Source organism: Flavitalea plasmicola (assembly GCF_030546645.1).
In the GTDB taxonomy this organism is placed as follows: domain Bacteria; phylum Bacteroidota; class Bacteroidia; order Chitinophagales; family Chitinophagaceae; genus Puia.
Genome location: NZ_JAUOTO010000001.1, coordinates 194,210 through 211,510, shown reverse-complemented (window position 1 = coordinate 211,510; position 17,301 = coordinate 194,210). Strand labels below are relative to the sequence as shown.

Below are 17,301 nucleotides of genomic sequence, written 5' to 3'. Positions count from 1 at the left end.
CCATGAGCGATCAGCCCAACTATCAGGAAATCATTGCGCGTCTTTGTCGTCAGCTACAATTACTTTCGCCGGAACAGCGTTCTGGCCGGCTGGCCGGCACCATTCCTAATATTCCGGAAATGGTCGGCCTGATAACAAAGGACCTCAATGCCACGCCCGCAAACCTCTTACACACTACGCTGAATGACGGCGACCTCTTTCACCTGGGCCAGCTCGTCATCCTCGTAGAGATACTGGTCGCGCAAAATAAAAAGCCAAAGCTGGTGAGGTGGTTTGAATAGTAGAACACACCTTGTATCGAAAGCGAACGACCCCAAATGCCTATAAAAATATAACCAATTGATGTCCAACCAATTTCTGTTCTGGTACATAATTAGCTCTCCAAAACCAGCACCAACCCACCACCATGTTTGCAACCTATCTCAGGACTGCCTGGCGTAACCTTGTAAAAAACAAGCTGTACGGCGCCATCAATATCGCGGGTCTTGCCATCGGCATGACCGTAAGCTTCCTGCTGCTGTTATATGTCCATCATGAATGGAGCTATGACAAATTCAATACGAACAGCGATCGGCTGTATCTGATGTTTAAAAATACCCCTTCCAGCGGTGAGGTCAAAACCAAGCCGATCATGCCCGACCCGCTGGCCGCCGTATTGAAAAAGGACCTCCCCGAATTAGCTTACACCGCACGCACCAGTTTTCCCGAGAACAGCCTGGTAAACTATAAAGACAAGTCGCTGAAGATAAGCACCATCGCCGCCGACTCTACCATCCTGGACATGTTCACCTTCGATTTCGTCCATGGGAATAAACAGAACGCCTTATCGGGCGAGTCGACGATCGTTCTTACCCAATCCGCTGCCACCTCCATTTTCGGTGCAGTAAACCCCGTCGGACAAACCATCAAGCTGAATAACGAATTCCCTCTCACCGTAAATGCGGTGATAAGGGACAACCCCGCCAATTCAAGCCTGTCGTTCAAGGCTATGATCCCGTGGGGAACATTCCTGTTCCAGCGTCCATGGATGAAGGAAGCGGGCTGGGGCAATTACCTATATCCGACCTATGTAATGTTAAAACCAGGTGCTGATGTCGCCGGCGTCAATGCAAAAGTTAAAAACTTCCTTGGGAAGTACGATCCTTCGAACAAAGACATCAGCCTCTTCCTCTATCCATTGACCCGGCTGCACCTGTATAATGAATTTCAAAACGGGGTCAATACGGGCGGACGCATTGAATATGTCAGGCTCTTCCTGGTATTGGCGATCGGCATCCTTATCATCGCCTGCATCAACATTATGAATCTCTCGACTGCTCGCAGTGAAAAAAGAGCGAAAGAAGTAGGGGTCCGTAAAACCATGGGCGCCCGGAGGTCTTCCCTTGTTCAACAATTTATGACCGAATCGATCCTGATGTCCATCATGGCCTTCGTGCTCTCTGTGATGCTGTTATCCCTGCTGCTGCCGGCATTTGCTCAAATCACAAATACGCCAATATCCCTTCCTTTCGACAACCTTTCAGCCTGGATCACCGCCCTGGGCGTCACCCTATTCTGCGGCCTGATGGCAGGAAGCTATCCTGCCTTTTTCCTTTCGTCATTCAATCCTATCCGGGTATTGAAAGGGCACCTGACGGGCGCCGGTGCAGCAGGAAGACCAAGACGGCTATTGGTCCTCACTCAGTTTACGTTTGCGACGGGCCTGATATTATCGAGCATCTTCATCAACGGGCAAATTAATTATATAAAAGACAGGCCTGTTGGGTATGACCGGAACAACCTGGTGGAAATGCCCCTCGAAGGAAAATTGGACACACAATTCGAAACATTCAGGCGTGAAGCTATCCAAGCAGGGGCCATTTCCGATGCGGCAATGACCTCAAGCGCCATCACCAGCAACCAGGCCAGCACCTGGGACGTCCGCTGGCCCGATCAATTACCTGGAGAAGATAAAATCCCCATCGATTGCATGGCCGTCACCTGGCATTTCACGGATACCTATGGCTTAAAATTAGCAGCGGGCCGTGACTTCGATCCGGCAAGGCCTGGTGATTCCACAGCCGTCATGCTCAATGAAGCCGCCGTGCGGCTGATGCGTTTACATCAGCCCCTGGGCAAGGAAATAACATGGCAGGGCGCCAAACGCACGATCATAGGAGTAGTGCATGATTTTGTATGGGGTTCGCCTTATGAACCCGTGAAGCCCGCCATCATCGGCTTTGTAAAAGACTGGATGGGCAACATCGGGTTAAGACTAAATCCAGCTATGCCCCTGTCCAAAAGCTTGTCCATATTGCAAACCCTTTATAAGAAATACAATCCTGCATATCCGTTGGAATACACATTCACCGACGAACGCTTCAGCAAAAAATATAGGGATGAGCAAGTGCTGGGAACCATTTCCCTGGGATTTACCGTCTTAGCCATTCTTATTTCCTGTCTCGGCCTGTTCGGGCTGGCATCATTCTCCGCTGAGCAGCGGCGAAAAGAAATGGGCATTCGCAAGGTGCTGGGGGCAAGCGCCGGCAACCTCTGGTTCAAGCTCTCGCGGGAGTTCTTCCAGCTGATCATGCTATCCTTTATTCCTGGCGCCGCTATTAGCGCGTACTATACCCACCAGTGGCTGGCCAAATATACCTACCATGCCGGCATGAAGCCTGGCGCCTTTTTGCTCACCCTGCTCCTGAGCCTGCTGATCTGCCTGGCAGCCGTAAGCTGGCAGACCATGAAGGCGGCTTCGGCAAACCCGGTGGACAGTTTAAAGAGCGAGTAAACCCCAATTTTTGTAAATTGGTCGTATCGTGCAGCAAACCAGTACACTCATTATTGGAGCCAGCATCTCCGGTTTAGCTTCCGCCGCCTGTTTGCAGCGGCAGCATATTACCTATACCATTATAGAAAAGCAGCCACAGATAGCCGCACCCTGGCGTAACCATTATGACCGGCTGCATTTACACACCAACAAGAGGCGCTCTCATCTCCCTTATAAAAGATTTGGCGATACAGCACCCAAGTACCCCGACAGGTTGCAGGTGATCGAATACCTCGAAGCCTACCAGCAGGAATTCGGCATCGATCCTGTTTTTAACACAGAGGCACTATCCATAAAAAAAGAGAATGGCTATTGGATCACTGAGACAACCAACGGCACATTTCGTTCGAAATACCTGGTAATGGCTACAGGCGCCTTTGGAAAGCCGAAACCGCTGAATTTTACAGGCCTGGAAACCTTTCCCGGCAAGGCCCTCCACAGTCAGGCCTTCAAAACAGGCGCGGCGTTCAAAGGACAACAGGTGCTGGTGGTAGGCTTTGGCAACTCCGCCTGTGAGATCGCCATCGACCTGTATGAGCAAGGCGCCACACCTTCCATGGCCGTCCGTTCTCCGGTGAATGTCATCCCCCGGGATGTGCTGGGTATACCCGTGCTGGAGCTGAGCTTGCTGCTAAGCCATCTTCCCCCCCGTATAGCAGATGCCATCAGCTCCCCGCTGATCAATTCACTGATCGGCGACCTCGGCAAGCTGGGTCTTAATAAAATGCCTTACGGCCCACTAGAGCAGATCCGTAGGGACAGGAAAGCGCCTGTCCTGGATATTGGGACCATCCGGCATATTCGGGAAGGACACGTCAAAATTCATGGGGATATACACCATATCGAAGGAAATACCATCTACTTCAAAGATGGCAGCCAGGAGATGTTCCACTCCATTATTGCAGCCATCGGATATGACCGTGACTGTAATAACATTCTGCAGGCGCCTCAACGAAGGTTCGATGAGTTGAAGTTCAGCCTGGGCCGCCAGCAGTTCTTCGGGGAAGATGGACTTTATTTTTGTGGCTATTGGATCAGTCCCACGGGTCAGATCCGGGAGATCGGACTGGACGCCCGGAAGATTGCCAAGGATATTGCACGGAGAGAATAAGCCAGGATCAGATATATCCAGCACGAAGGATCAACTTAGCGTCACTTCCGATAAGGTCAGAAAAAAGCTCCTTTACCCCGGATGCGATACAGCTGCCAAAATCGACAATAAAAGAATTTGCGTCCGGACCCACATCTGCGCCGTGAATGGCATTGACAAAACCCTCATTCAGTCCCTCTATCTCCTCCTTCAGCCATTTATTACGCCAATGCCTCAGGATAGCAAGGTGCTTTTTAACATCAACGCCACTGATCTCACAGGCATTCCAGACAAAAGAGTGTAAGACGATGTCGGAATCGGCCTCACGGAAAACCATTGGCTCGTTGAAAACAACCGGATCGACATTGACGGTGAGGTCAAGGTAGCTGCCGCCGGCATCCCGCACCAGTATATCATGTCTGAAAAACTGGAATGCATCGTTAAGCTCACCTGGAGGAAACTTTTTCTGGTCAAGCACGTCTTTAAAGCCTTCAAATTTACCCTGGGCAGCAAGCCTGTTGCCTGCCAGCTCCACCGCATCTAAATATTTCTTCCTTTGTTCCTCCAGGAAATCTATGATCATAAGTATTTTTTACCAGGCAATATCATGATAGTATACTTCACTAGAATCAACAGACATGTATACTATCTGAATATAATCCTTTCCTGAATGGCGATATTCATATTTAATACAGGAATCTCCCAATTGCTTGATTGCCCACCATTTCGGCGGATCTGAAGAGATTATGCTCTCATCTGCCGTCGACAACGCTGGATATTCCAAATCCATAGACCTTTTATCCATTTTAATCCTCGTATAATGTACCTGTGACAGTATTCTGGCGGCTTCTTTCGGGCAAGTTTTAAAATGTAACCATACGCAGCAATCATCCAGCGCTCTTGCATCCCTTGACTCAAGTACTTTTACACAATCCGTCGGCGGTTCTGCAAAAAAATCGACATAAATCTTTTTGCCCCCGCGGGAAGGCAAGGAACAAGAAGATAAAAGAACCACTACAATCAAAGAGTATTCCGGCAATTTTATCATGACCAAATATACTATGTGATAACACATGAATTTCAATATCATATTGTAAACTCCTGCGATATTGGCCGCAAATGAACTAAAAAAGCCCCAAAGCATCATTTTCTTATGTATATTCGTAAACGAAAAGTTTTGCCCATGAACTATTCCTCCGAATTAATTAAGGGAACCCTCAAGACGATTATTTTAAAGCTGCTGGCCGGCAATAAAAAAATGTATGGGTATGAGATCACCCAAAAAGTAAAGGAGATCACAAAAGACAAGATCCAGATAACGGAAGGGGCCCTGTATCCCACGCTCCATGCGCTGGAGGCGGACGGCCTGGTGACCACCGAAACGGAGTACATTGGCAAAAGGGTACGAAAATATTACAGCCTGAGCCCGGCGGGTAAAGCCACGGCAAAGGAGAAAGTAAAGGAAATGGCCTCCTTTATGCAAACCATGGCCCTGCTGCTGGACATTCAACCCAAAACAGCATAAATGTACTGCATCACCGACCAACAGATGGATTTCATCCTCGATGACCTCCGGTCGAAGGGCATCCTGCTCGAAGACCTGCAGCAAAACCTCCTGGATCATATCTGTGTCCTCATAGAGGAAAACCTTTCGACGGACGGGAATTTTGAACAATATTATTGTACGGTGATCAGGTCCTTCTATAAAAAAGAGCTTTCCGAGATCGAGGAGGAGACGCGCTTCCTGCTCACCCGCCCCAAATACCTCCTGCTGTTGAATAGAAATCAATTCTTCACACCTCTCTTCATTATTTTCCTTGGCCCTTATATCACCTGCGCTATACTCGACCTCACCGGCATCTGGCCCGGCGACGCATGGGTCTTCTTCACAGGCTGGCTGGCGCTGTATTCATTCCCAACGCTCATGGTCCTGTTATTGACGCCGGATAAATATGACCCTCTTATTCCCAGGAACGCCCGGATCATGCTGGGCGGCGCTCCCATTATCCGGATATTGCCAGCTTCCTGATCCATTAAAAAGTCCTATCTTTAGGCACTTTTCAGCGCATAATTTACGTTGGTAATGGTGGCAGTATATATAAATGACAAATTGTATGAGTGTCATTCACAATAAGGATTTAGGAACCAAACAAAAAGCGCTTGCCATCAATCTTGATCCCAAAATTTACGGCTCATTCGCAGAGATTGGCGCCGGGCAGGATGTTGCCGCCAATTTTTTCAAGGCGGGCGCCTCGTCAGGCACCATCGCTAAAACTATGTCGGCATATGACATGACCTTCTCCGACGCTATTTATGGCGCACAAAAAGGCCGGCGTTATGTCAGCGAGGCCCGTTTGATAGCGATGCTGGAAAAGGAATATGGACTGCTGATCGAGCGTCTCGCGGAAAATCGGGGCGATCAAACGACCTTTTTCGCGTTTTCCGATACCATGTCGGCCCTGAATTATCACAAGACAAATGAAGGGCATGGCTGGATGGGCATTCGTTTCCAGCTGGAGCCGGGCGGAGCATTCAATGACGTGGTGATCCATGTCAAATTATTGGATAACGACAATGTCCTGCAGCAGTCTGCCGTCGGCACCCTCGGCGTCAACCTCATCTACGCCTGCTTCTATTATCATACACATCCGAATATCTTATTGCTGTCGCTGATGGACAACCTTTCCAGGGATGCCATCCAGATCGACATGATCCGCTTCGAAGGTCCCGATTTCAGCAAAATAGACAACAGGCTCATGAGCCTTCACCTCGTAAAATATGGCTTTTCAGACGCTGCATTGTTCGGCCCGGATGGGAAGAATATGCAGCCTTCCGAAGTGTTGTATAAGAAACATATCGTGGTCGTGCGGGGTCGTTTCCGGCCCATCATCAATGTACACCTGGACATGTTGAGCACAGGCGTCAAACAATTTGTCCAGGAGCCGGATGTGGACAAGGACAATGTCGTAGTGATCACCGAGCTGACCCTACAGGCGCTGAAAGAAAGAGATGCCGACCCCACCGCCGAAATAGATGAAAAGGATTTCCTGGACAGGGTGGATATCCTATGCGCACTGGGACAGACCGTCCTGATCTCCGACTTCCACGAGTATTATAAGCTGGTGGCATACCTGTCGAAGATCACCAAACTGAAGATGGGCGTGGTCCTGGGCTATCCCAATCTCGAATACATCTTTTCCGAGGATCACTACCGGGATCTGCCTGGCGGGATCCTGGAATCTTTTGCCACCCTGTTCAGCCGCAAGGTCAAGCTGTTCATATATCCCACTTTACGCAACGGCATCATCTATAATTGCCTGCGGTTTAACCCTCCACTCCTGCTGGTGGACCTTTACCGCTACCTGATCGCCAACAACAAGATCGAAGACATCCGGCATTATAAGGAGTCTAACCTTCAGGTGGATACGGACAAGGTCCTGCAACTGATCAAGGAGGGTGCGGAAGGATGGGAAGAGTATGTGCCGCCAGAAGTGGCTACGATGATAAAGGAACGATGCCTCTTTGGATACGCCTGCGTCGTTAAGAAGTGATCTCTTTAAGCACATCCGTAAAATTGCTTTGCCCCCAATGTTCCGCATATCGGCCATCTTTGACGCGGATGATATCTATCACGTTGATCACCACCTGTTTGTTGCTTGGCGCTATGCCGAAGATCTCACCGGTATGCCTGGCCGTGATCTTTTTACGGGTGCATACCAGATCCCCTTCCGCCACCTGCTCCAGGATCTCCACCCGTAAGTCCGGAAAACCCTTCCTTAAAACCCCATTCAAAAAATGGGTAAAGCTTTCAGGCCCATTGGGCATTCCCGGCGGCGCGGCATGATTGATGACATCGGGCGCCAACAGCTCCCGGAAAGCATCCGGGTTTCCCTGTTCGAGGCATTCTTTATTGAACCGTAATACAACCTGCTTGTTTTGCTCTGTGGTAAGACTCATAAATTTTTTTTATTTATGAGTCAAAATTAGAAGATATGGGCAGGCCCGTATAGCGCTTATCAGCCAAAAACTGTTGCCAACCGATCAATGTTTCAATTCCCTGGGGCTTACCCCAAAATATTGCTTGAAAGATTGCGAAAAGCTGGAATGCGTCTCATATCCGAACTTATGATAGATATCGGCCGGCCGCTCGCCCCCCCGGACGATCATTTCCTTTGCTATTTCCATCCGCTGCTGCAGGAACCATTTGCCCGGCGCCATTCCATAAATAGCGATAAAACGCCTTTTAAAGGTGGACAGGCTGAGATTACAAATAAAAGCCAGCTCTTCCAGGCTGACACCAGTCATGACGTTCGTTTCCACCGCCTTCCTGATCTCCAGGTCTTCCAGGTCCCTGTTCTTTGACAGGGGAAAAGCCAGCAGCGCCGAAGGATATTTTTCCAGCAGGTACAACATCACCTCTTCAAATTTCAAGCGCTTCATTTCACCGGAGACTGGCAGGCCCGATTGCAGCAGAATCTGTAGCGATGCAATGTAACTATTGATAAAGCCATCCTTTTTAAATGCCAGGAAAGGTTCGACGCCTATTTCACCCTTTCTTCGAAGCCCTTCGATCCTTTCCTTAAACCGCAGGTGAAAATCCCCCAGGGCTTTGTTATCGAAAAAGATCAGGATGCTTTCCACGGTTACGCCTTGGGCCAGTTCCATCGTCACCATGCAATTGCCCATGGAAAGAAAATGGATCTCATCGCTGTTGATCCGGACGGTCTTATCTGCGAAATGCATCGTTTTTGTCCCGGATAACACCAGGCTGATGGCATTCCTGTGTAAGATGCATTTCCCCCTGAATGAATGCGCAGGGGCCTTGTAAGGATGGAAAATAATGTCATCCGCCATCAGCTGGTTGTCCGAAAATATATCCTGGGGCAAATGATGGATGTCCATACCGGAAGATAAGAAATAAAATAATGGATGAGAAGATCATTGATTACGGGTGTTTCATGTAAGGCATCCGCTGGTTGATGTAATACCCCCCTGCGCGCCCTCCCGCACAGGCAACGCATGCTCTTCTCCCGCCGTAATCCACTACACAAAAATCTAAAATTATTTTATGAGAACAAATGTTTTCCTGCTCGCGCTATGCATAGCTGGCGCCGCCTGCCACAAAAACAATAATGCCGGCTACCCATCTTCAGGTCCGGGGAACTATCAACAGACCAACCTTGTCGCGGACGTCGCCGGTTCCGGGGCCGCGATGACAGACCCCAGGCTCCTGAATGCATGGGGCATCGCGGTAAATCCCGTCGGGATCGTATGGATCGCCGCCAACCATTCAGGAACCACTACCGTCTATGACTCCACGGGGAAAACACTGCTGGGGCCCGTGGCAATCCCCTCCCATGGCGATCATTTCGGCGGCTCGCCCACCGGCATTGTCTTCAACGCCACTACTGACTTTGTCATCCCATGCAATCAGAAAACCGCTAAGTTCATCTTTGTCAATGAAGATGGTACTGTCTCCGCCTGGGGAGGGGGCGACTCCACTTTTACGGTCGCAGACAGGTCGGCGGACAATACGGTCTATAAGGGACTTGCACTGGCAAATGACGGTACCGGCAATTTCCTGTATGCCGCCGATTTCAGGGGGAAAAAGATCGATGTGTATGACAGATCCTTCACCTTCATCACCACAAAACCCTTTGTCGACCCCGACATCCCTGCCGGCTTTAGCCCTTTTAATATCCAGAACATCGGCGGCAAGCTGTATGTCACCTATGCCATGCTTAAAGGACCGGAGAATGAAGACGACCAGCCTGGCACTGGAAATGGATATATAGATATTTTCAATCCGGACGGATCCCTGTTAAAACGGTTTGCTTCCCGGGGTGCGCTCAATTCTCCCTGGGGACTGGCGCAGGCGCCTGCAGGTTCCGGGCTGCCCTTCCATTCTATCCTTGTCGGCAATTTCGGAGACGGCTGGATCAATGTATATGATTCCACCGGCTTCTACACCGGGGCATTGCAAAGCAATGGGCAGCCCGTGATCATCCCGGGACTTTGGGCCCTCGATTTTCCCTACAATGAAGCGCCTCTGTCCGACCCGGGTAAGCTTTATTTTACAGCAGGGCCCGGGGATGAAGAACATGGCTTGTTTGGGTTCCTTAAGATGAAATGACGAAAAAATAAGGCTTCCGCGGCCAAAAAACTATATTTTTGGACCCATAATTGCTATTTTCCGGCTATATCCTTTTGCTGGCCTATTGATTTCAAACTAATTTTTAAAATCCCGGCTCGGCTGGACAATAGCTATTGACCCTTGTTATTTAATTCCTTTGAATTCTTACTTTTTCTGCCCGTTGTTTTTACCCTTTATTGGTTCGTCTTTTCCCAATCCCTGCGGTGGCAGAATATCCTGATCCTCATCGCCAGCTATTTTTTCTATGGGTGGTGGAGCATCCCCTTCATGGGTTTATTGGCGCTCAGCACGCTCCTGGACTTTCTGTACGGCTTCCAGGTGGCGTCTCCCAACAGGAAAAGGGCAAAGCTTTTCCTATGGCTGAGCATCATTAATAATCTGGGCATTCTCGGGGTATTCAAATACTACAATTTCTTCGCCCATCAGTTCCAGGAGGGATTCGAATTGCTTGGCCTCCATACAAACCCGGTCCTGCTGAACGTTGCCTTGCCCATCGGGATCTCCTTCTATACCTTTCATGGCATGTCCTACGTCTTCGATATTTACCGGCAAAAACAAAAGCCAGTTTCCAATTTCGTCGACTACGCGGTCTTCGTATCCTTTTTCCCACTGCTGGTGGCAGGTCCGATCGAACGCGCCAATCATCTCCTGCCGCAAGTGCAAAAACCGCGTGCCTTTAATTATAGTCAGGCCCTGGATGGGTGCCGCCTCATGCTGTGGGGCATGTTCAAGAAGGTCGTCATTGCGGACAGCCTCGCAGAAACAGTGGATAAGATGTTCAACGGCTATCAGCATTATAATGGGCTGTCCCTGATCCTTGGCGCCGTGGCCTTCTCCTTTCAGATCTATGGCGACTTCAGCGGCTATTCCGACATCGCGCTCGGCACGGCCAAGCTGTTCGGGTTTGAGCTGTTAAGCAACTTCAGGTTCCCTTACTTTTCCCGCGATATCGCGGAGTTCTGGCGAAGATGGCATATCTCACTTTCCTCCTGGTTCAGGGACTATCTTTACATCCCGCTGGGAGGGTCCAAACAAGGCAAGGCAAAGGCAGTCCGGAATACATTTATCATTTTCATCGTCAGCGGCTTCTGGCACGGCGCCAGCTGGAATTTCATCGCCTGGGGATTTATCCACGCCGTGGGGTTCCTGCCTCTGCTGCTATTGGACCGTAACAGGAAGAACGTCACCGATGTCGTGGCCCAGAACAGGCGGTTGCCCGGAATAAGGGAGCTATGGCAAATGTGCGCCACCTTTACCTTTGTCACCCTGGCATGGATCTTTTTCCGTGCAGACACGATGAGCCTGGCTTTGAACTATTTGAAACACATAGGGCAAAGCATCATCAGCCAGCCGCATCAACTCTCCATGCTGGAAGGAAAATCAACCTTCACCTATATTATCCCCATCGTGCTGGGCGATTGGTGGCTGCGAAGAGATGAAAGAAAGTTGAGAATGGTACGCAGTCCCGTCATCCGGAAATTGCTGTATTGGGTGATGGCAATCCTCATCCTATCCAAATTCAGCTCTAATTCAAGCTTTATCTATTTCCAGTTTTAACTATCAGGCGTATGAAAAAGTTCCTTCGTAATTTTCTATATTTTCTGGTGCCGCTGCTCCTGCTGATGGTGATATGCCTGCTTTTGCCAAGCACGCCCCGCGCATCGAAGTCCCTGCTTTTTGCCGAGATCAAAAAGGATTCCCTCCTGCAGCATGTCGATTCCCCCCGTATTATTTTCGTAGGAGGTTCCAACCTGTCGTTCGGGCTCAATTCTGAAATGATAGAAGACTCTTTAAAGTTACACCCCATCAACACGGGCGTTCACTTCTCGCTTGGTCTGAAATATATGCTGGAAAACACCATCCAATACATAAAAAAAGGTGACCTGGTAGTCCTGATACCCGAATACGCCCATTTTAACAGGGACTATGATGCCGGCTCTGAAGAACTGTTCCGTTCCGTGGTGGAAGTAAATCCTTCGAAGCTAAAGCTGCTGGACACCCGCCAGCTTATGCATCTTATCCCCTATATGCCCAAATATGCTTTCTCGAAACTAATGACCTCCGAATACTATCATGTCGAGGAAAGCGATATTTACAGTGTCAACTCATTCAACCGGTACGGCGACGTCTATACTCACTGGAACCTTAAAAGGAGATTCTTCCTTACGGAAAAGAATGCCACCGGATACATCAACCCGGAGGTGGCGGACGGTATTAAAAAATTCGCCGCCGGGGTCCATGAAAGGAATGCCACCTTACTTGTCTCCTACCCTTGTCTCCAGGATATCTCCTTTCACCATATTGAACCGCTGATAAGAGAAGTGGAGAAATTATATCAAAGGGATAAATTCACCATCCTGGGGACGCCCGAAAGATACATGATGCCCGATTCTTTGATCTTCAATACCCCCTATCATCTCCTGAAGACAGGTGTCGATCACCGGACGAGCCTTCTGATCGATGACCTGAAAAATTACCACTATTGGCTGAACTGATACGCTTTCGCAAATTCCCGGGCAAACCCGGCAAAATCCCGCCCGCCGACCACCTCGAAGGTATTCTCCCGGTAATGCTTCTCCAATATCCCTTCCCTGATGGCAATCCCCATATCCACGATGTAATGCTGGGCCACGTCCCTGGAAAAGCCATTTTGCATCAGCCCTTCCAGCAACTGACCGTCTGAGAGCTCCACCCATTGCAGCTCCGGCCTGCCGATGGCCGTCCCCAATAAAGAAGCAGCTTCTTTCCCATTCCTGACGTCACTGACTATGTACCGCACATTCCTGCCTTTGAACGACAGCGTATGCAAAGCGTCAAAAGCCGCGTCGGTAATATCAGCCGGATGTGACATCGCCATGTTTATATCCCCGGCAAAATTATTTCCTATGATCCCCATGTGCTTTATCATGCCTATGCTTCCATAAAAATTAGAGTAAAACCCTCCCGGCCTGAGATGCAGTACATTGACAGCAGGCAATGCATCCAGCCAGACCTCAAGGTTCTGGTATTCCGTCAGCGGCGCCGCCCCGGCCAAGGGCGAACCGGAGCTGCTTAAGTTCACCACATAACGAATTCCCGCCTTCTCCACCGCCTCCGCATAATTCCGTCCGACATTGATCGTAAATTGCTTATAGTCAGGAGCGCCAAATGCCGGCGGCACCATCAGGTACACCGCATCGCTGCCTTCAAACGCCTTCTTCACAAAATCTCCGTCCTCTACCGATCCGATCCAGGGGATCGCCCCTAACGCTTCGATCTCCCCTTTCCTTTCCGCCTGGGAGCTGATGACCCTGACCTCGTGCCCGGCCGCTGCTAATTTTTCCGTAAGCGTCCTGCTGATGTTTCCTAAAGATCCCGTGACTGTTACTTTCATACTTTATTTGTTTTGATTGTTGCACAAATCTAAAGTAGTACTTACTTTTGTACAAGTACTTACCCTAAAGTATGTATACCATGGCATCGATTAAAGAAGCATCAACCATCCAGGAAAACAAGAGTCTTGCATTCGTCACCTGTCCTGTGACCTTTGTCATGGAAAAGATCGGCGGGTATTGGAAGCCGATCATCCTGTTCAATCTGTTATCGGGGCCCAAACGCTATAGCGAGCTGAAACGGTCGATCCCCACTATCACGGAAAAGGTTCTGATACAGCACCTGAAGCAGCTGGAGAGCGACCACCTGGTGGTGAGAAGATCAAAACCTGTGGTGCCTCCCTATGTCACTTATGAGCTATCCAGGTCGGGGAAGGCCTTAAGACCTGTCCTCTATGCCATGGCTGAATGGGCCGTTGCCAACAGCGGAAAATTTTCAAAGACATTTTCCAGGCAAATGAAGGACTTCCCAGCAGCGTAGTTACCTGTTAAAATACAGAGGCCGCGGGCCTCACATCGCTTGCTTCGAACGCTTTGCGATACTGCTCCCTAACGCGCGCAGCCTCACCGGCCCTGCCCTGCGCCGCCAAACTTTGGTAAAGGCCCAGCAGCGACCACCCATTGCCGGGATTTCTGTCCAGGTCCTGCCTGTAAACGTTTTCCGCTTCGCGGGCCTTTTTCATTTTCAGGAGATCTGCGCCTAAATATTCCCTTACAGGGAGCAGCCATTGCTGGGGTTCACGATAGATCAGCGAATCCTCCCCGGCAGCAGCCGTGTTAAAGGCGGCTACCGCGTCCTGCTGCCGCCCTTCCGCAAATAATATTTCCCCCCGAAGTATCCCGGCTGCGATGCGACCGCATTCCACCGGTCTATTGAAAGGCATGATACGAATGCCCAACAGACTGTCCTGCAGGTGGGCTTCCAGGCTATCCAGGTCAGCCTTTGCCGCCCGGAGGTTCTTCTGTCGTACATTGGCTATACCCCTTGCGAAATGGTCCAGCACCTGTGCATATTTCCAGTGCCGGTCGGGTGCGGCAGCCTGTAATATCTCATCCCACTTCCCCAATCTCACCCACGCCTGCACCGGAAGCATGTAGACCCACTGCGCATATGGGTCCTGTTCAAACGCCGGTTTGCTGGCCACTACCTTCTCCCGGGCGCGCTCATAAAGGGGGATCCCCTTGCGGTACATACCCGCATTCATAGCACAATAGGATTGTACGGCATAAATATGTATCACGTTATTTCTCCCCAGGCCGAGCATGGGGACCAGGGAATCTTCCGTGTTGTACACCGTATTCGCATCTTCATTGACTGTCACTCCTTTCAGGAACAGACCGTTTCGCTGATACATATGCGTAGCCATATGCACCATGTGGCCCACTCCGGGCATTTCAGTCCTCAGCGCTTCAGCACCTGCCAGCGCAAGGGAAGGTTTTGCGGAAGCTTCGGTGAGATGGATATAATAATGCAGGGCAGCCGGATGATGTGGATCATTCTTCAGGATCGACTCACATAATGCTATTAGCTCCGGCGTCCATTGTTTCGGCTTCCTGTCCGTCGTCCAGAAATCCCATTTATGCTCCAGCATCACGGCGTCTATGTACAATGCCTTTATGTCGTTGTCCTCCGGGTATGCCTGAACCAGGGCGGACAAGGCGCTTGCATATGCCCTGTCCAGCTGGGGGCGATCCGCATTGGTCGTATCGCTGGAATATCTTTTCTGTATGGCATCCATCAGCGCCTGCTCTTTTGCGGTTGCATTGGATCGATGTCTGTCCATAGCTGCCAGCGCGACAGGTACGCCTGCCTTCATCTTATAGGTATAGAGGTTAAAATAAGGCCCCATCGACAATGCCTGACCCCAATAGACCATGGCAGCGGAAGAATCGAATCGCGCGGCCTCTTTAAAGGAAGCCAGGGCTTCGCGTAAATGGTAGCTATAGTAGAAATTGATCCCCTGGTTGAAATAGAACTGCGCGCTGTCCGTACGCGTGGAGATCATATACACATGCTTGCCAAGACCAGGCAGGGGTGTAATGAACCTGCCGTTGACATCCGCCACCGGAAAGGCTGCCGGCGGTGCGCACCCCAGCGCGCCCTCAGCTGCCAGCGCAGCAGGCACATGAGACCTGGAATAGGATACAGTGTCTTTGCGCATGAATGCAACAATGAGGATGATCAGGAAGATGAAGGGGATGTATTTCATAAGTAAAAGTTGTCTGGCCAAAATCGTATAGAAGTTATTACTTATGTATGAAATGGCCAAAAATGACGGGAGGGTTGTTTTTTGAAGGATGAACAATGGGTAATTTATTGCTCAGGAGAATAACCCGCTCGCGCGTGATATTTACATAAACTGTTGGTTAACGGATATTTACCCCGATTTAGGTACTCATTCGTTCATGGCACTTGAATTTCTATATCCTGATCATGCAGTGTAGAAAACCCGCTTTGCTGAAATGGTCATTTTTATTATTATTGGTTGGTGTGCAGGGATTTGCATATGGTCAGGCAACCACTTCTGCCGACTCCCTCCGAGAGGATTCTTTACGAGCCTCGAGACCCCTGCCGGCAGATAATATCAATAAGCAATATGATTTTGGAGACCTGCTCCGGAATATTTTTCATCCCCAAAGAAAGGCCGATACTTTACATAAAGGATCGGGCATCACAGTAGTACCCAATATAGCCGCTAACCCCACCATCGGTGGTCAGCTGGGCATCAAGGCGGTAGCAGGCAGAAAACTGGGAAACGATCCCCATACGCTCTTTTCCACTGCGGCGACGTCAGCTTCCATCACCACGAAAGGGATCATCTATTTTTACTTCACGCACAATGTCTTCACCCCCGGCAACAAGTGGAACTTCCAGGGAAATCTCGTGGCCGCCAAAACAGTAACGCCTGATTTCGGCTTAGGCATCGGCAACAAATACACGGGGAAAAGCGCCCTGGATTCCGTGCTGGCGGATCCGACACACAAAGGGTATGCTATCCGCTCCTATTATTACAACTTCAGGGAAAAAGTCTATAAGAATGTGGCGAAAAACCTTTTCGTCGGGGCGGGAATGTCTTTCGAGTTCAGGACAAAAATTGACAACAAGGATACAACCGGGTATTCCACACCGTCCAGCATTTATAACCACCGGCACGGATTCCCGCAGGATCATTACTGGGCAAACGGGTTTCTTTTTAATGTGCAGTATATCACGCGCGACAACCCCAACCGGGCCTATCGGGGTATCTATTTCGATGCGGGTCTCCGGCTCAACCAGCAATGGATCGGAAGCACTAAGAATTCGATTCAAATAACCACCGATTTCAGAAAGTATTTCAGCCTCTCGACCTCCAGCCCGGAAACGGTGTTTGCAATCTGGAACTGGGGCTCATACCTTGTCACCGGCGCCATACCCTATCTCGAATTACCCGGTACGGGAAGAGACGGGACTTTCCGGAGCGGCAGAGGCTATACGTCTCAATATTTTAAAGGGACGCAATTCAATGATACCGAAGCGGAGCTCCGCTTTCCTATTCTTGCCAATAAGTTCCTCAGCGGCGTTGCCTTCGCCAATTTGCAAACTGGTAACGATGAGCACGGCACCAAAATATTCCAGGTATTCCAGCCGGGCTATGGCGCGGGTCTGCGGGTGCTGTTCAACAAATCTACGCGTACGAACCTGGCCCTGGACTATGCTTTTGGCAAATTTGGCAGGAAAGGGTTTTTCCTGAATTTGAACGAAACGTTCTGATTACAGAGCGCTTAAAAATACAGGCATATCTGTAGCAAAACAGGTGACAATCGCGTAAAAACGCCGGAAAGGACCACGCGCATATTGGACCATGTGAAGGAATGATCTATTTTTATGAAACAT

17 protein-coding genes are annotated in these 17,301 nt (G+C 49.8%); 11 read left to right on the top strand and 6 right to left on the bottom strand.

The window, feature by feature from the left end; translation table 11 throughout:
- The first annotated feature begins 2 nt into the window (after window positions 1-2).
- The 3 genes from Q4E93_RS00780 to Q4E93_RS00770 all read left to right on the top strand — a co-directional run bounded on the left by Q4E93_RS00780 (window position 3) and on the right by Q4E93_RS00770 (window position 3,923).
- Window positions 3-281 carry a hypothetical protein gene (locus tag Q4E93_RS00780; protein ID WP_303582171.1) on the top strand — a complete coding sequence of 93 codons (279 nt, stop codon included), beginning with the start codon at window positions 3-5 and terminating at the stop codon, window positions 279-281.
- Window positions 282-406: 125 nt separating this feature from the next.
- Window positions 407-2,773: an ABC transporter permease gene (locus tag Q4E93_RS00775; RefSeq protein ID WP_303582170.1), complete on the top strand. Its 2,367-nt coding sequence runs from the start codon at window positions 407-409 to the stop codon at window positions 2,771-2,773.
- A 28-nt stretch (window positions 2,774-2,801) separates the two neighbouring features.
- Window positions 2,802-3,923: a flavin-containing monooxygenase gene (locus tag Q4E93_RS00770; RefSeq protein WP_303582169.1), complete on the top strand. Its 1,122-nt coding sequence runs from the start codon at window positions 2,802-2,804 to the stop codon at window positions 3,921-3,923.
- 7 nt (window positions 3,924-3,930) lie between these two features.
- On the opposite strand, the gene Q4E93_RS00765 is transcribed toward Q4E93_RS00770, so the two are convergent.
- Together Q4E93_RS00765 and Q4E93_RS00760 are read right to left on the bottom strand one after the other, a co-directional pair.
- Window positions 3,931-4,485 carry a hypothetical protein gene (locus tag Q4E93_RS00765; protein WP_303582168.1) on the bottom strand — a complete coding sequence of 185 codons (555 nt, stop codon included), beginning with the start codon at window positions 4,483-4,485 and terminating at the stop codon, window positions 3,931-3,933.
- 9 nt (window positions 4,486-4,494) lie between these two features.
- Window positions 4,495-5,049 (bottom strand): hypothetical protein, encoded by a 555-nt coding sequence (locus tag Q4E93_RS00760; RefSeq protein WP_303582167.1) that lies wholly within the window; start codon window positions 5,047-5,049, stop codon window positions 4,495-4,497.
- A gap of 36 nt (window positions 5,050-5,085) precedes the next feature.
- On the opposite strand from Q4E93_RS00760, the gene Q4E93_RS00755 reads away from it, so the two are divergent.
- The 3 genes from Q4E93_RS00755 (at window position 5,086) to Q4E93_RS00745 (ending at window position 7,453) form a co-directional block, all read left to right on the top strand.
- Entirely contained in the window at window positions 5,086-5,427 is a 342-nt protein-coding gene (locus tag Q4E93_RS00755) for a PadR family transcriptional regulator (protein WP_303582166.1), read from the top strand.
- Window positions 5,428-5,931, top strand: coding sequence for a hypothetical protein (locus Q4E93_RS00750; RefSeq protein ID WP_303582165.1), 504 nt, complete (start codon window positions 5,428-5,430; stop codon window positions 5,929-5,931).
- A gap of 85 nt (window positions 5,932-6,016) precedes the next feature.
- A complete protein-coding gene (locus Q4E93_RS00745; protein WP_303582164.1) occupies window positions 6,017-7,453 on the top strand; it encodes a hypothetical protein in 1,437 nt (478 codons plus the stop codon).
- Here the strand turns inward: Q4E93_RS00745 and Q4E93_RS00740 are convergent.
- Both Q4E93_RS00740 and Q4E93_RS00735 read right to left on the bottom strand, forming a co-directional pair.
- A complete protein-coding gene (locus Q4E93_RS00740; RefSeq protein ID WP_303582163.1) occupies window positions 7,443-7,859 on the bottom strand; it encodes an ester cyclase in 417 nt (138 codons plus the stop codon). The genes Q4E93_RS00745 and Q4E93_RS00740 overlap by 11 nt on opposite strands.
- A gap of 84 nt (window positions 7,860-7,943) precedes the next feature.
- The gene (locus tag Q4E93_RS00735) at window positions 7,944-8,804 is read right to left on the bottom strand and encodes a helix-turn-helix domain-containing protein (protein WP_303582162.1); all 861 of its coding nucleotides are present in this window, start codon (window positions 8,802-8,804) and stop codon (window positions 7,944-7,946) included.
- Window positions 8,805-8,970: 166 nt separating this feature from the next.
- Between Q4E93_RS00735 and Q4E93_RS00730 the strand changes: the two genes are divergently transcribed.
- The 3 genes from Q4E93_RS00730 to Q4E93_RS00720 all read left to right on the top strand — a co-directional run bounded on the left by Q4E93_RS00730 (window position 8,971) and on the right by Q4E93_RS00720 (window position 12,551).
- Window positions 8,971-10,035, top strand: coding sequence for a TIGR03118 family protein (locus Q4E93_RS00730; protein WP_303582161.1), 1,065 nt, complete (start codon window positions 8,971-8,973; stop codon window positions 10,033-10,035).
- 141 nt (window positions 10,036-10,176) lie between these two features.
- The gene (locus Q4E93_RS00725; protein ID WP_303582160.1) at window positions 10,177-11,613 is read left to right on the top strand and encodes an MBOAT family O-acyltransferase; all 1,437 of its coding nucleotides are present in this window, start codon (window positions 10,177-10,179) and stop codon (window positions 11,611-11,613) included.
- A gap of 11 nt (window positions 11,614-11,624) precedes the next feature.
- Window positions 11,625-12,551, top strand: a complete 927-nt coding sequence (locus tag Q4E93_RS00720; protein ID WP_303582159.1) for a hypothetical protein — start codon at window positions 11,625-11,627, stop codon at window positions 12,549-12,551.
- Here Q4E93_RS00720 and Q4E93_RS00715 read toward each other — a convergent pair.
- Window positions 12,536-13,429, bottom strand: a complete 894-nt coding sequence (locus Q4E93_RS00715) for an NAD(P)H-binding protein (RefSeq protein ID WP_303582158.1) — start codon at window positions 13,427-13,429, stop codon at window positions 12,536-12,538. The genes Q4E93_RS00720 and Q4E93_RS00715 overlap by 16 nt on opposite strands.
- A gap of 80 nt (window positions 13,430-13,509) precedes the next feature.
- Between Q4E93_RS00715 and Q4E93_RS00710 the strand changes: the two genes are divergently transcribed.
- The gene (locus Q4E93_RS00710) at window positions 13,510-13,908 is read left to right on the top strand and encodes a winged helix-turn-helix transcriptional regulator (protein WP_303582157.1); all 399 of its coding nucleotides are present in this window, start codon (window positions 13,510-13,512) and stop codon (window positions 13,906-13,908) included.
- Window positions 13,909-13,915: 7 nt separating this feature from the next.
- Here Q4E93_RS00710 and Q4E93_RS00705 read toward each other — a convergent pair whose 3' ends face one another.
- Window positions 13,916-15,637, bottom strand: coding sequence for a hypothetical protein (locus Q4E93_RS00705; RefSeq protein WP_303582156.1), 1,722 nt, complete (start codon window positions 15,635-15,637; stop codon window positions 13,916-13,918).
- Window positions 15,638-15,861: 224 nt separating this feature from the next.
- Here Q4E93_RS00705 and Q4E93_RS00700 point away from each other — a divergent pair, with 224 nt between their 5' ends.
- Window positions 15,862-17,178, top strand: coding sequence for a BamA/TamA family outer membrane protein (locus Q4E93_RS00700; protein WP_303582155.1), 1,317 nt, complete (start codon window positions 15,862-15,864; stop codon window positions 17,176-17,178).
- The last annotated feature ends 123 nt before the right edge of the window (window positions 17,179-17,301 follow it).